This window comes from Streptomyces sp. NPDC087270 (assembly GCF_044744625.1).
Lineage (GTDB): Bacteria > Actinomycetota > Actinomycetes > Streptomycetales > Streptomycetaceae > Actinacidiphila.
Map to the genome: position 1 here is coordinate 120,205 of NZ_JBIUYR010000015.1, position 13,808 is coordinate 134,012.

At 73.7% G+C, this 13,808-nt stretch carries 8 protein-coding genes and 1 pseudogene; 3 read left to right on the forward strand and 6 right to left on the reverse strand.

Annotated elements, in window-relative coordinates; genetic code table 11:
• Positions 1-70: 70 nt before the first annotated feature.
• Positions 71-381 (forward strand): annotated as a pseudogene (locus tag ACIPAE_RS27365) (leucine zipper domain-containing protein); the annotation flags it as partial.
• Positions 382-613: 232 nt separating this feature from the next.
• Here ACIPAE_RS27365 and ACIPAE_RS27370 read toward each other — a convergent pair.
• Both ACIPAE_RS27370 and glgX read right to left on the reverse strand, forming a co-directional pair.
• Complete coding sequence (locus ACIPAE_RS27370; protein WP_402448768.1) at positions 614-3,232, reverse strand: alpha-amylase family glycosyl hydrolase; 2,619 nt, start codon at positions 3,230-3,232, stop codon at positions 614-616.
• Positions 3,233-3,397: 165 nt separating this feature from the next.
• Complete coding sequence (gene glgX, locus ACIPAE_RS27375; protein ID WP_402448630.1) at positions 3,398-5,536, reverse strand: glycogen debranching protein GlgX; 2,139 nt, start codon at positions 5,534-5,536, stop codon at positions 3,398-3,400.
• Between the two features lie 241 nt (positions 5,537-5,777).
• Here glgX and ACIPAE_RS27380 point away from each other — a divergent pair, with 241 nt between their 5' ends.
• Together ACIPAE_RS27380 and ACIPAE_RS27385 are read left to right on the forward strand one after the other, a co-directional pair.
• Positions 5,778-7,034: an SAV2148 family HEPN domain-containing protein gene (locus tag ACIPAE_RS27380; RefSeq protein WP_402448770.1), complete on the forward strand. Its 1,257-nt coding sequence runs from the start codon at positions 5,778-5,780 to the stop codon at positions 7,032-7,034.
• A 128-nt stretch (positions 7,035-7,162) separates the two neighbouring features.
• Positions 7,163-7,876, forward strand: a complete 714-nt coding sequence (locus ACIPAE_RS27385; RefSeq protein WP_402448633.1) for an exonuclease domain-containing protein — start codon at positions 7,163-7,165, stop codon at positions 7,874-7,876.
• A gap of 163 nt (positions 7,877-8,039) precedes the next feature.
• Here ACIPAE_RS27385 and ACIPAE_RS27390 read toward each other — a convergent pair whose 3' ends face one another.
• From ACIPAE_RS27390 to ACIPAE_RS27405, 4 genes are all read right to left on the reverse strand, one after another.
• Complete coding sequence (locus tag ACIPAE_RS27390) at positions 8,040-8,903, reverse strand: aminoglycoside phosphotransferase family protein (protein WP_366413874.1); 864 nt, start codon at positions 8,901-8,903, stop codon at positions 8,040-8,042.
• Positions 8,904-9,311: 408 nt separating this feature from the next.
• A complete protein-coding gene (locus ACIPAE_RS27395) occupies positions 9,312-10,397 on the reverse strand; it encodes a sigma-70 family RNA polymerase sigma factor (RefSeq protein WP_329363790.1) in 1,086 nt (361 codons plus the stop codon).
• A gap of 79 nt (positions 10,398-10,476) precedes the next feature.
• Positions 10,477-12,723: an MMPL family transporter gene (locus ACIPAE_RS27400; RefSeq protein WP_402448772.1), complete on the reverse strand. Its 2,247-nt coding sequence runs from the start codon at positions 12,721-12,723 to the stop codon at positions 10,477-10,479.
• A gap of 298 nt (positions 12,724-13,021) precedes the next feature.
• Entirely contained in the window at positions 13,022-13,807 is a 786-nt protein-coding gene (locus ACIPAE_RS27405) for a sirohydrochlorin chelatase (protein ID WP_402448635.1), read from the reverse strand.
• Position 13,808: the final 1 nt, after the last annotated feature.

Sequence of the window (13,808 nt, forward strand, 5' to 3'; positions counted from 1 at the left end):
GTCTTGATCATGGCGAGGACCCCCGGTGTGGTGGGGGTGTCCGGGCTCCACACCACGCACGGAGGTCTTCGTGTCCCACCGTGATGCCCGGCTGACTGTTCACGGCGGGCGAATATCCTGGTCGAGCGGGTGCTGTCGGGCCGTCCGGCCGCCCGTGTCGCGGCCGAGAGGGGTGTGTCGCGGGCCACCGCCTGCGAGTGGGTGGCCCGTTGGCGGGCCGAGGGCGACGCGGGCCTGGCCGGCCGGTCCAGCCGCCCGCACAGGACACCGCACCGCACCCCTGCCGTGGTGGAGGCCCGGGTCTGCGAGCTGCGCCAGGCACGCAAGCTGGGCCCGGCCCGGACCGGCCCGATGCTTGGCCTGCCCGCCTCGACCGTCCACGTGGGCGGCCCGCCGCAGGCGGGGGAACCCGGAGCAGCCGGGCGGGTCGGGGCGCCGCGGGGCGCTTGAAGGACCTGGTGCGCGAGCGGCGGCGGGCCCGGCACGCCCTGCGACTCCGTCTGCGGTGTTGCCGAAACGCCCTCAGGAAACCGCCCTGAGGACCCTTGGGCGCCTTGCATCCGAAGCCCCATGACGCCGCTCGCTGATCCACCGCCTCTCGTGCACCAGGTCGTCACTCGCGGGTGAGCAGCGCCACCGGGGAGGTGCCGAGGAGGTCGGCGAGCGGGACCGCTCCCTCGTGGACGGTGCCGCCGATCCGGTCGTGCCAGCGGCCCGGCGGCAGCGGCAGGACGCTGCCGCGCCACCCGCCGGACTCCTCCAGCCGCCGGGACAGCCGCGTCACCACGGTCAGGGCCGCGCCGCCGCGGACGAAGGCCACGCAGTGCGCCGCGGCCGGGCCGTCGGCGCCCAGCGGGGCGTAGCCGGCCTGCGGGCCGTACCACTCGGGGTGGTCGCGGCGCAGCCGCAGCGCGACGGCGGTCAGCCGCAGCTTCACCTCGTCGGGGCCCTGCGGCTCGGCGCCGTCCAGCACCCGCTCCAGGGCGCGGTCGACGCCGGTCCGGACCGTGTCGGGCTCGGCCTCGCCCAGCGGGCCGCGGTTGTCGGGGTCGACGAGCGTGTACACGGGGAACTCGGTGCCCTGGTAGAGGTCGGGCACGCCGGGCATGGTCAGGTGCAGCAGGGCCGCGCCGAGCGAGTTCGCGGTGGCGTACGGCTCCAGGCCCGCGGCGAACGTGCCCACGTCGTCCAGCCGCGCCCCGCACGGGCCCTCGCGGGTGAAGTCGGCGACCGCCGTCTCGTAGTCCCCGTCCTGCTCGGTCCAGGTGGTGCGCAGGCCCGCCTCGCGTACGGACTTCAGGGCGGCGGGCACCAGGCGGTCGGGGTCGCCCGAGCCGAGGCCGAGCGCGGTCTGGTAGACGGTGTACTCGGTGTGCCGGTCGGGCGCGGCGGCACCGCTTCGCCCGCCGCGGCTCGATCCCGCGGTCAGCCACTCCCGCCAGGCGTCCGGGCACTCGGACAGCACCGCCAGCCGCAGCCGCAGATCGGCGCCGTGCTTGGTGTCGTGGGTGGACAGCACCGTGCCGGTGGCGGGCAGGGTGCGCCGCCGCTGCTCGCAGTAGGCGTGGAACTGCTCGGGGGAGACGGCCGGCGACCCGGGATCGCGGCCGACCTCGCACAGCGGCAGCAGCGGGCCGTACCGGTAGAACGCGGCGTCCTCGACGGACTTGGCGTGCAGCGCGGAGGCGACCTGCGGGAAGCGGACGACGAAGTCGTCGGCGTCCGGGCCGGGGGCGCAGCCGGCCGCGTCGAGCCGGCCGAGCGCGAGGTCGCGGAGCATGCCGAGCGCGGGGGCCAGGCGCCGTCCGCAGTCGCCGATCGCCCGCTTCGCGGCATGGGTGAGCATGATGACGTCGGCGTCCGCGGGCTCGGCGCCGGGCCGGACGTAGGAGCGGTAGACCGGGATGCGCACCAGCAGTTCGCGCAGTGCGTCCGCCAGGACCTCCGGCGCGTAGGGCGGCGCGTAAGGGTCGACCTCCTGGTGGTCGGTCCTGACGTAAGGGGTGTTGTCCTGGTGGGCGGGGCTTACCTCCGCGGCGGAGCCCGCCATCTGGTGCGCCCGCTGGGCCCGGTCCGCGCCGCGCACCAGGCGCGCGACCTCCGCGGCCAGGTCCCGGCCCACCACCCGGTACGCGGCCCGCCGCACCGTCGGCTGCCAGCGCCCGCCCGCGTCGTCCGACACCCCGGTGAACTCGCGGTAGAAGTCGGCCACTTGGGCTGCCCCGCGCGGATCGGTGAACAGCCCGTCGATCCGGTCGAGCGCGTCGTATCCGGTGGTGCCCGCGCACCGCCAGTCCGCCGGCAGCTGCTCCCGGCGCTGGAGGATCTTCTCCACCACCGTCCAGCGCCCCCCGCTCGCCTGCGCCAACTGCTCCAGATAGCCCGCCGGGTCGGCGAGCCCGTCCGGATGGTCGATCCGCAGCCCCTCGGCGACGCCCTCCCGCAGCAGCCGCAGCACCGTCGCGTGGGTCGCCTCGAACACCTCCGGCCGCTCCACGCGGACCGCGATCAGGTCGGAGATGGTGAAGAAGCGGCGGTAGTTCAGCTCGGTGCGCGCCGCCCGCCAGTACGCCAGTTCGTAGTGCTGCGCGGCCACCAGCTCCGGCAGCGGCAGCTCCTCGGTGCCGGCCCGCAGCGGGAAGCGGTGCTCGTAGTACGCCAGCACCTTGCCGCCCCCGGAACCCGCCCCCGCAGCTCCCGTGCCCGTGCCCGCCGGGGCCCCTCCCGCGCCCTCCTCCGCCCGCTCGGCGCGCTTGTCGGCCACCACCGCCAGCTCGCCCAGCACGTCCGGCAGGGGCTCGCCCAGCACCGGCAGCAGCACCCGCCCGCCGCGCTCCGCCCAGTCGATGTCGAACCAGTCGGCGTACCGCGAGCCGGGGCCGTCCCGCAGCACCTCCCACAGCGGACCGTTGAGGTGCTCCGGCGCCGGCACCGCCATGTGGTTCGGCACCACGTCCAGCACCAGGCCCATGCCGTGCGCCCGGGCCCGCGCGGACAGCTCCCGCAGCCCCTGCTCGCCGCCCAGCTCCGCGCGCACCCGGGTGTGGTCCACCACGTCGTACCCGTGCGTCGAGCCGGGCACCGCCTCCAGGACCGGCGACAGGTGCAGATGGGTGACGCCGAGCGCGGCCAGGTACGGGACCCGGGCGGCCGCGTCGGCGAAGGTGAACCGGGGCTGCAGCTGTATCCGGTAGGTCGAGGCGGGCACCACAGGAGGCGCCGGGAAAGCCATCATGAGGTCTTCTCTACCCCGGATCGGCCGAACAGGCGCGCCAGACCGGCCCGAACCGGCCCGCGCCACCCGACGCGGCCCGCCCGCCCCTGCGCGCCACCCGAGCCGGGCCGCCCGCTGTCACCCGGGCGCCCGCCGCATGTCACCCGTACGGGTCAGCGCCGGTCAGTCCGGGGGCCGCTGGAGCACCACGATGCTGCGGTCGGCCAGCAGCAGGGAGTCCCCGCCCCTGACCTTCTCACCGCCGCCCGGCGGCACCCCGTCCGGCCGCTCGGTGTCGATCACGAGCTGCCACTCCTTGCCGTGGTTGACCGGCAGCACGAACTCCAGGGCGCGCGGCGCCGCGTTGAACAGCAGCAGGAACGAGTCGTCGGTGACCGGCTCCCCGCGCGGGCCCGGCTCGGAGATCGCGTTGCCGTTCAGGAACACCACCAGCGACCTGGCGTGCGCGGCCTGCCAGTCCCGCTGCGTCATCTCCCGCCCGTCGGGGGTGAACCAGGCGATGTCCGACAGCTCGTCGTGGGTGCCCTGCACCGGCCGGCCGTGGAAGAAGCGGCGGCGCCGGAAGACCGCGTGGTCGCGGCGCAGCCACACCATGGTCTTGACGAACTCGTGCAGCTTCAGCGCCTCGTCGTCGGCCTCGCTGCTGCCGGGCTTGCCGGGCCAGCTGATCCAGGCCAGTTCGTTGTCCTGGCAGTAGACGTTGTTGTTGCCGCGCTGGGTGCGGCCGAACTCGTCGCCGTGGCTGAGCATCGGCACGCCCTGCGAGAGCATCAGGGTGGCGATGAAGTTCCGCATCTGGCGCAGCCGCAGCGCCTGCACCGCCCGGTCCTCGGTCGGCCCCTCGGCGCCGCAGTTCCACGACCGGTTGAAGCTCTCGCCGTCCCGGTTGCCCTCGCCGTTGGCGTCGTTGCGCTTGTCGTTGTACGACACCAGGTCGCGCAGGGTGAAGCCGTCGTGGCAGGTGACGAAGTTGATCGAGGCGAGCGGGCGGCGGCCGTCGTCCTGGTAGAGGTCGGAGGAGCCGGTCAGCCGCGAGCCGAACTCCGCCAGCGTGGCGCTCTCGCCGCGCCACAGGTCCCGCACCGTGTCACGGAACTTGCCGTTCCACTCCGTCCACAGCGGCGGGAAGTTGCCGACCTGGTAGCCGCCCTCGCCGACGTCCCACGGCTCGGCGATCAGCTTCACCTGGGAGACCACCGGGTCCTGCTGCACCAGGTCGAAGAAGGACGACAGCCGGTCCACCTCGTGGAACTGCCGGGCCAGCGTGGCCGCCAGGTCGAACCGGAACCCGTCGACGTGCATCTCGGTCACCCAGTAGCGCAGGCTGTCCATGATCAGCTGGAGCACGTGCGGGCTGCGCATCAGCAGGCTGTTGCCGGTGCCGGTGGTGTCCGTGTAGTAGCGCTTGTCGCCGCCGAGCCGGTAGTACGACGCGTTGTCCAGGCCGCGCAGCGACAGCGTGGGGCCCAGGTGGCTGCCCTCGGCGGTGTGGTTGTAGACCACGTCGAGGATCACCTCGATGCCCGCCCGGTGCAGCGCGCGCACCGCGGTCTTGAACTCCAGCACCTGCTGGCCGCGGTCGCCCAGCGAGGAGTAGCCGTTGTGCGGGGCGAAGAAGCCGATGGTGTTGTAGCCCCAGTAGTTGGCCAGCCCGGCGTCGGCCAGCCGGTGGTCCTGGATGAACTGGTGCACCGGCATCAGTTCGAGGGTGGTGACGCCGAGTTCGACGAGATGGCTGATCACCGACGGGTGCGCCAGCGCCGCGTAGGTGCCGCGGATCTCCTCCGGCAACCCCGGGTGGGTCATCGTCAGGCCCTTGACGTGCGCCTCGTAGATGACCGTCTTGTGGTAGTCGATGCGCGGCGGGCGGTCCTCGGCCCAGTCGAAGTACGGATTGACCACCACCGACGACATCGTGTGCGGGGCGGAGTCCAGGTCGTTGCGGGAGTCGGGCTGCCCGAAGCGGTAGCCGTAGACCGCCTCGTCCCAGTCGATGCCGCCGCTCACCGCCTTGGCGTACGGGTCCAGCAGCAGCTTCGCGGAGTTGCAGCGGTGCCCGCGGGCCGGGTCGTACGGCCCGTGCACCCGGAAGCCGTACCGCTGGCCGGGCATCACCCCGGGCAGGTAGGCGTGCCGGACGAAGGCGTCCGCCTCCCGCAGTTCTACCGCCGTCTCGGAGCCGTCGTCCTGCAGGAGACACAGCTCGATCCGCGAGGCCACCTCGGAGAAGACGGCGAAGTTGGTGCCCGCGCCGTCGAAGGTGGCACCGAGCGGGTACGACTGACCCGGCCAGACTTGCATGTGAGGACTCTTCCGCTCCGGGGACCGGCCGCGCGGCGGGTTGCCGCACGACCGGCAGTGACGTTGCGACAGCATCCTCCCATCCCGCTCCCTCCCGAGGGTGACACTGCGGCAACGGCCTGCGACGGAACGGCTGATGGGGTTGTCTGCTAGTAGTCAAGTAGGGTCGTTCCGGCTGCGACACCCCCCGCACCGCAGTACCCTTCCTTGATCGTGGACGGGGGTGGGAGGCGGTGACGTGGTGACGTCCGGAGGTCTGATGCTCCCGGGTGGCGGTGAGCAGGGTGACCGGCACGTCACGGGGGATGCCCCGGACGACGGGGTGCCCACGCTGCCAGGCGTGGTCTCCGTCGCCGCGCCGCTGGAGATCGGCGCGGAACTGGACTGGGGCGCCGACGCGTGGGCCGAGGTGCGCACCCGCGCCCGCCGGGCCGGCCGGGCCTACGTGTGGCTCAACCTCGTCGAGCAGCGGCTGCGGGCCGTGGTCAACGCGGTGCTGCGGCCCATCTACGAGCCGGTGCACGGCGAGGAGTGGGTGGTCGCCGCCGCGGGACCGGCCGGCCACGAGTGGGTGCAGCGGGCCGTCGCGGTCCGCGAGGTCAGCCGCCGCAAGGGCTTCCTGCTCGACCCCGCCGACGACAACGTCCTCAGCTTCCTGACGCTGCCCCAGCTCCGCGAGCTGGTGGTGCAGCACTGGCCGTGCTTCGAGCCGTACTTCGACGACCGGCGCGAGCTCGAACTCGCCCTGGACGAGCTGGAAGTCGCCCGGCACGTGGTCTCCCGCAACCGGGCGCTGTCGCGCACCGTGCTGGACCAGGTCGAGCGCTCCTCCGCGCGGCTGCTGGAGCTGCTGGGCTCGGGGCCCTCGCGTACGGCCAAGCAGCGGCTGCCGGTGGACGCGCTGGAGGAACTGGTCGCCGACCGCTACTCCGACGTGGTCGGCGTCTACCCCGACCGGGTACGGCTCCAGCGCCAACTGCCGGTCGAGGACCTCTTCGCCGGAGCCAGACGGCTGGACGCGGTCGGCATCGGCCTGAACCTGCTGGTGCAGAACTACTCCGGGCGGCGGCTGGTCCGGCTCGCGGAGTCCGGCTGCCGGGTGCGGCTGCTCTTCCTCAACCCGGCCAGCAGCGCGGTGCGCCGGCGCGAGCGCGAACTCGGCCTCGGGCGCGGCGAGCTGAGCCGGTCGGTGGAGATGAACATCCTGCACATGCGGCGGGTCCGCGCCCGGGTGCGCGACCAGGGCGCGTTCGAGATCCAGGTGTTCGACGAGACACCGCGCTTCACCGCCTACCTCGTGGACGGGGACAGCACCGACGGCCTCGCCGTGGTGCAGACCTACCTGCGGCGGGCCCGCGGTATGGAGGTGCCGGTGCTGGTGCTGCGCGGCGGCACCCGGCGGGTGGTCAACGACGACAAGCCGGCCGAGGGCGGCCTGTTCGACGTCTACCGCGAGGAGTTCGAGGGCATCTGGACCGACTCCCGTCCGGTGTCCTGACCCGCCGGCGAAGGACCGGCCCTACCACGCCGCGGGCGCCGGAACGGTGCTGCCCGGCTGCCGGGAGTGTCAGTGGGTCAGGCGATGATGGCAGGGCACACGGGGGAGAACGGCTGGAAGGACACGCCATGGCATGGCACGAGGATCTGCTGGTCGGCTTCGACCTGGAGACCACGGGGACCGATCCGCGGCAGGCCCGCATCGTGACCGCGGCGGTCACCGAGGTCAAGGCGGGGGAGCCGGTGCGGCGCCGCAGTTGGCTCGCCGACCCGGGCGTGCCGATCCCGGCGGAGACCACCGCCATACACGGCGTCAGCACCGAGCGGGCGACCGCGCACGGGCGGCCCGCACCCGAGGTGGTCGCCGAGGTCGCGGACGCGCTGCGCGGCTACTGGGCGGCCCGGGTGCCCGTCGTCGTCTACAACGCGCCCTTCGATCTCACCCTTCTGGACGAGGAGTTGGCGCGGTACGCACTGCCGAGGCTCGCCTCCGGCGAGGGGACCGCGGGGCCGGTGATCGACCCGCTCGTCATCGACCGCGCGCTCGACCGCTACCGGCGCGGCAAGCGCACGCTGGAGGCCGCGTGCGCGGTGTACGGCGTGGTGCTCGTCGGCGCCCACGAGGCGGGCGCCGACGCCCTCGCGGCGGTCCGGGTGGCCCGGGCGGTCGCGCTGAGGTTCGCCGAGGCGGGCGAGGCCGATCTGTGGGACCTCCAGGAGCGCCAACGGCTCTGGTACGCCGCGTGGGCCGAGGACTTCCAGGGATGGCTTCGCCGCAAGGACGCCGCCGCTGTGGTGGACCCGCACTGGCCCCTTCGCCCGGCCCACCCGGTCCACGGGTGACGGTTCCGCCGTGAGCGCGTGAAGCTCTCGGCGTACGGAGTTCAGGGTGCCCCCGCACCCCCGGCCTGCCCGGCCACGGGAGTGCCGGACCTGGCGGCCGGCCGCAACGCACCGTCAGACCGCAGCGGACCGCACGGGGCCGCCACGTTGTCCGGTCGCCGCGCTAGAAGGAATACCACCGTACGGACGGGTCCTCCGCGCGGAGCGAGGCCACGCGCCGGCGGAACTCCGTGCGGGCCGCGGGGTTCGCCGGGGCGTGCTGGGCGACCCAGGCGCACCCCGCGGTCTCCCGGGCGCCGCGCAGCGCCTCGTAGCCGTCCCAGGTGGTGACGTCCCAGCCGTAGGCGGCGGTGAAGGCGTCGTAGTCCGCGGCGGGCACCCCGTAGCGGTCGCGGCTGAGCGCCTGGACCACCAGGTCATGCTCGCGCAGGTCGGAGGAGAAGGTCTCCAGGTCGACCAGGACGGGCCCGTCCGGCCCGATATGCACGTTGCGGGGGAGCGCGTCGCCGTGGATCGGGCCGCGCGGCAGGCGCGGCACGAGGTCGGCCGCGGCCTGCGCGAAAGCGTCCCTGCGGCGGCGCAGATACGCCGTGTCGGCCGGGTCCACCGCGTCGCCGGCCGCCCGCAGCCACCGCTCCACCCCGGCCAGCAGATCCCGCGGCGGCAACCCGAAGTCCGGTTCCGGCAGGGCGTGGACGAGCCGCAGCAGCGGTGCCACGTCGACGGTCGCGGCGGGCCGCAGGGACTCCGGCAGCCGCTGCCAGTACGTGATCGGGTGCCCCTCCACCAGCCGCACCTCGGACTCGGCGGAGCGCACCGCGGGCACGTCGTGCTTGGCGAGCCAATCCGCGGTGCGCACCTCGCGTTTGGCCCGGTCCAGCAGATCGGCGCCGCGCCCCACCTTGATCACCAGCCGCCCGGCGGCGAAGACCGCGTTCTCCCCGAAGGAGAGCAGGTCGGCCTCCCGGTGCCCGGCAGCGTCCAGCACCGCCCGCGCCCGGTCCTGCGTGAACACCGCGTCCGCCATGCCCAGCCTCTCGCTTCTCTGCCCATGCGGCCCACCCGCACCGCCCGTTCGCATATGCCGGAGGAATCGGCCATGCGGCGGGGCAACGGCAAGTCTCGCACCCGCACTCGGTGGATTCGCTGCGGATTTCCGGGAAGTCCGCCGAAACCTGCCGCGAATACGTACCCGTAGTACCGATGAGTTACGACCCCGGCACTGGTCGTATCACGTGCAGGCCCGTTCGGGTGACCGAAACGGGACAGGAAACGGGATGCGGGACGCGAAAACCGAGGAGGGGCGATGGCGGTGGTGTCCCTGGACGTGGCCGGCCTCGCCGCCGACCGGGCCACGCTGTCCGCGCTGGCCCACGTCGCGCTGGCCGCTCGCCGGGCCGGCCACCGGGTGCGGCTGCGCGGCGCCTCGGCCCCGCTACGTGGGCTGCTCGAACTCGCCGGGCTCGCCGGGCAGTTCGAGTGGGAGCCCGAAGAGCGGGAAGAGCCGCTCGGTGTCCAGGAACGAGTTGAGCCCGGTGACGCGCCCGTCTGAGATGTCGAGCACCTGGAGCGCCCACGCGCGGTGGCCGTGCCCGGACGGGTCGCGGCGGTACTGGCCGAAACCGGGTGCGCCGTTCGCCGCGACCGGCAGCAGCCGGGAGCCCTCGCATTCACGGCCGGTGCCGGCGAGCCACGCGCGTATCTCCCCGGTCCCCCGCAGCCACAGCGGGTACGGCGGCATGGTCATGGTGGCGTCCTCGTGCAGCAGGCTGGTGAGGGCGTCGAGGTCGTACCGCTCGAAGGCGTCGACATAGCGGTCCAGCAGGGCCTGCCGCTCCTTGTCCATGGCGGCCGTCGCCGGGGCGCTCTGGGCGCCCTGGGAGCCCTCGGGCGCGGCCGGGCGGGTGTCGGAGAGCCCGGCGTCCGCCAGGGTGGCGCGGGCGCGCTGCAGGGCGCTGTTGACCGACGCGACGGTGGTGCCGAGGAGTTCGGCGGTCTCGCTCGCCTTCCAGGCCAGCACCTCGCGCAGGATCAGCACGGCCCGCTGCCGCGGCGGCAGGTGCTGGAGGGCGGCCACGAAGGCCAGCCGGATGCTCTCGCGGGAGACCACCACGTCGGCCGGGTCGCCCGCCGACGGCAGTGCCCGCAGGTCCGGCACGGGCTCCACCCAGTCCGTCTCGGGGGTGCGGTCCGGCAGCGCCGCGTCGGCCCGCGAGGCCGGCGACAGGTCCATCGGCCGGGCCCGGCGCTTGCCCGCCTTCAGGCTGTCCAGGCAGACGTTCGTCGCGATGCGGTACAGCCACGAGCGCAGGCTCGCGCGGCCCTCGAAGCCGTCGGCGCCCCGCCAGGCCCGCACCATGGTCTCCTGCACCGCGTCCTCGGCCTCGAAGGCGGAGCCGAGCATGCGATAGCAGTACCCGGTCAACTCGGCCCGGTGCGCCTCCAGGCGCTCCTCGATCCCACCGCCGGACCGGGTCGACCCGGCCGTCGCGGCCCTGCTCGCGCTCTGCCGTACGCTCATGGGCCCACCGTACCCGCGGGCACCGACAGTGCCCCCGAGCCGACGCGGCGCGGGGGCACTGTGGGTCTGTCGGTGCTGGTCAGACGCGGTCCGGGACCGGCAGGGGCGGCCGGCTCTCGGCGACCGGCGGCAGCGGCAGCACCGACTCGTCGTGGGTCAGGTCGGGCATCCGCCGCATCCACCGCGGCAGGTACCAGTTCCGCTCGCCGAGCAGCGTCATCACCGCCGGCAGCAGCACCCCGCGGATCACGGTGGCGTCGATCAGCACCGCGAAGGCCAGGCCGACACCCATCTGCTTCATGCTCTGCATCGACAGCGTCCCGAAGATCGCGAAGACCGCGACCATGATGACGGCGGCGCTGGTGACCACGCCCGCGGTGGTGGTGATGCCGTGCTCGATCGCGGCCTTGGTGGTCAGGCCGCGCATCCGCGCCTCGCGGATTCGGGAGACCACGAACACGTGGTAGTCCATGCTCAGCCCGAAGAGGATCACGAAGAGGAACAGCGGCAGCCAGGCCACCACGGCGCCGCTGCTGTGCGCGCCGACCAGCGAGGCGCCGACGCCGTGCTGGAAGACCAGGCTCAGCACCCCGTAGGCCGCGCCCACCGACAGCAGGTTCAGCGCGATCGAGGTCAGCGCGATGGTCAGGGACCGGAAGGAGAGCAGCATCAGCAGGAAGGCGAAGACGATCACGAACGCGAACACCGGCGGCACGCTGCTGGTGATCTTGTGGGTGAAGTCCATCGACGAGGCGGTGTCACCGGTGATCGGCGCCTGGACCCCGTCGAGCTTGCCGAGCGTGTCGGGCCGCACGTGGTCGCGCAGCAGCCGTACGTCGGCCTCGGCCTTGGACCGGTCGCTGCCGCCGGCCAGCGGCACGTCGATCCGCGCGACGTTCTGCGGGCCGTGCACGGTGACGGTGACCGGGCCGGTGCTGGCGCCCGAACTGACCGCCTCGGCGCGGAAGTCGGCGATGGCCTTCTTGACCTGCGGCGAGTTGATCGCGTCGGCCTTGACCACGACGTGCGCCGGGTCGGGACCGCCGGGGAAGGCGGTGTTGATGTGCTCGTAGGTCTTGATGATCGGCAGGCTGTCGCCCAGTTCCTGCGACGTGGACAGGTTCGCGGTGTGCATCGAGAAGGCCGGGATCGCGAGGGCCACCAGGGCGCCGCCGGCGATCAGGGTCGCGGCCTTCGGGTTGCGCAGCACCGGCCGCAGCACGGTCCGCCAGAAGCGGCTGCCGTTGTTCGCCGCCGGGGCGTGGCCGCGGCCGTGGCCACGGGACTTGCGGCCGATGAACGGGATGCGGCCCTTCTCGACCCGTTGGCCCAGCAGCGACAGCAGTGCGGGCAGCACCGTCACCGAGCCGAACATCGCGATCGCCACCACGATCATCGTGGCCATGCCCATCGCCTTGAAGTCGCCGATGCCGGTGAAGAGCATCCCGGCCATCGCCACGATCACGGTGAACCCGGAGATCAGGATGGCCCGGCCGGAGGTGGCCGCGGCGATCCGCAGCGCGGTCTCGGCGTCGTGGCCCGCGGCGCGCTCCTCGCGCTCCCGGCGCAGGTAGAACAGGCAGTAGTCGACGCCGACCGCCAGGCCCACCAGCAGCATCACCGAGTTGGCGGTGTCGCTCATCGGGATGGCGTGGCTGACCAGGGCGACCACCCCGCCCGCGCCGAGGAACGCGGTCATCGCCAGCGCGACCGGCAGCAGCGCGGCGACCAGCGCGCCGAACGCGATGAGCAGGATGGCCAGCGCGACCGGCACCGCGGAGTACTCCGCGGTCTTGAAGTCGCTGCCGAAGGCGTTGTCGACCGCGTGCTCGCCGCTGGCGTCGCCGAACTCCTCTATCCGCAGGTCCTTGTGGGCGCTCTGGGTCTTGGCGACCGCGTCGAGCACCGGCTGCACATGGTCGGGGGCGTCGTCGGCGGACCCGCGCATGTCGAAGCGGACCAGCGCGGAGTGGTGGTCCTTGGAGATGGCCTGGGTGTCGTACGGCGAGGTGATCGCCGTCGCGAGGCCGGTGGAGCGCACCGCGCTCATCACGTCGTCGACCGCGGTGCGGACCGCCGGGTCGGTGACGCTGCCGTGCGCGGTCTGCACCAGCACCATCTCGGACGCCTTGTCCTTCAGCCCGGCGTCGTCGGTGATGGTCGCGGCCTGGTTGACCTCGCCGGCCATCGACCGGTTCTCGTCGATGTCGGAGCGGCCCACGGACTGGCCGATCACCATGACCGCGATGACGAAGAGCAGCCAACCGCCGACCGCCGCCCAGCGGTGCCGGGCGCTCCAGCCGCCCATGGCCGCCGCGATGCCCATTCTGCTGCCGTGTGCGCGAGCGCGACTCACGGTGTCCCCCTTGAAGGATCGTCCTGGGTGGCGGCCTGTGACCTGCCGCTCTTTCCACCCATGACGCTACGAGTCCAGGGGGCGCCGACCCATCCGGCCAACTGGTGACTTCAGGTGAGGCGTTCTCCCTCTCAGGGGTGGGGAAAGCCCCCCTTCGACCGGAGGGGTAAGCCCTGATCATCTTGGCGGCTGCCCCTTACACGTAATGGTTGAGGGGGCGGGCCGGTGCGAAGGCGTGATCGCAGGTCGGCGCGGGGGCGCGGGCGGGTCAGGCGAGGGCGAGACGGCCGAGGGGGAGCGCGGTAGGGGCCCCGAGGCGGGCCTCGTCGTACCGGCGCAGCAGCAGCTCGGCCACCTCGGGTGCCGGGCCGAGGACGTCGGCGAGCACGTCCGCGCCCGCCTCCCGCGCGCCCCGGGCGATCCGGTCCGGCAGGAACCCGGGCGCGAGCACGTACGGTGCCACCGCGATCCGGCGCACCCCTTCCGCGCGCAGCACGCGCACCGCGTCCTCGGTGCGCGGCAGGGAAGCGGAGGCGAACGCGGGCCGCACGGCGCACCAACCGGTACGCCGCCACTCCCGCGCGATTGCTGCGATCACCGCGCTCGCCTCCGGGTCGGTGGAGCCGGCCGACGCCAGGACGACGCCGGTCCCGGCCCGGTCACGGGCCCGCACCCCGGCCGCCCGCAGCCGCCGCTCCAGGGCGGCGGTCAGCAGCGGCGAGGGGCCGAGCACGGCCGCGGTGCGCAGCCGCAGACCCGGCAGTTCGGCCGCCGACTCGGCCAGCACCGCCGGGATGTCGGTCTTGGCGTGGAAGGCCCGGGTCAGCAGCAGCGGCAGCGCCACCGCGTCGGACACGCCGTCGGCCGCCAGCCGCCGTACGGCGTCCGGCACCGACGGCGCGTCGAAGTCGAGGAACGCGGTGTCCACCCGCAGCCCCGGCCGGGCCGCCGCCACCCGCGCGGTCAGCGCCCGTACGGTCGCGGCGTGCCGCGGGTCGCGCGAGCCGTGCGCGATCACCAGCAGCGCGGGCGGGTCCGTACGGGGCGGGCGCACG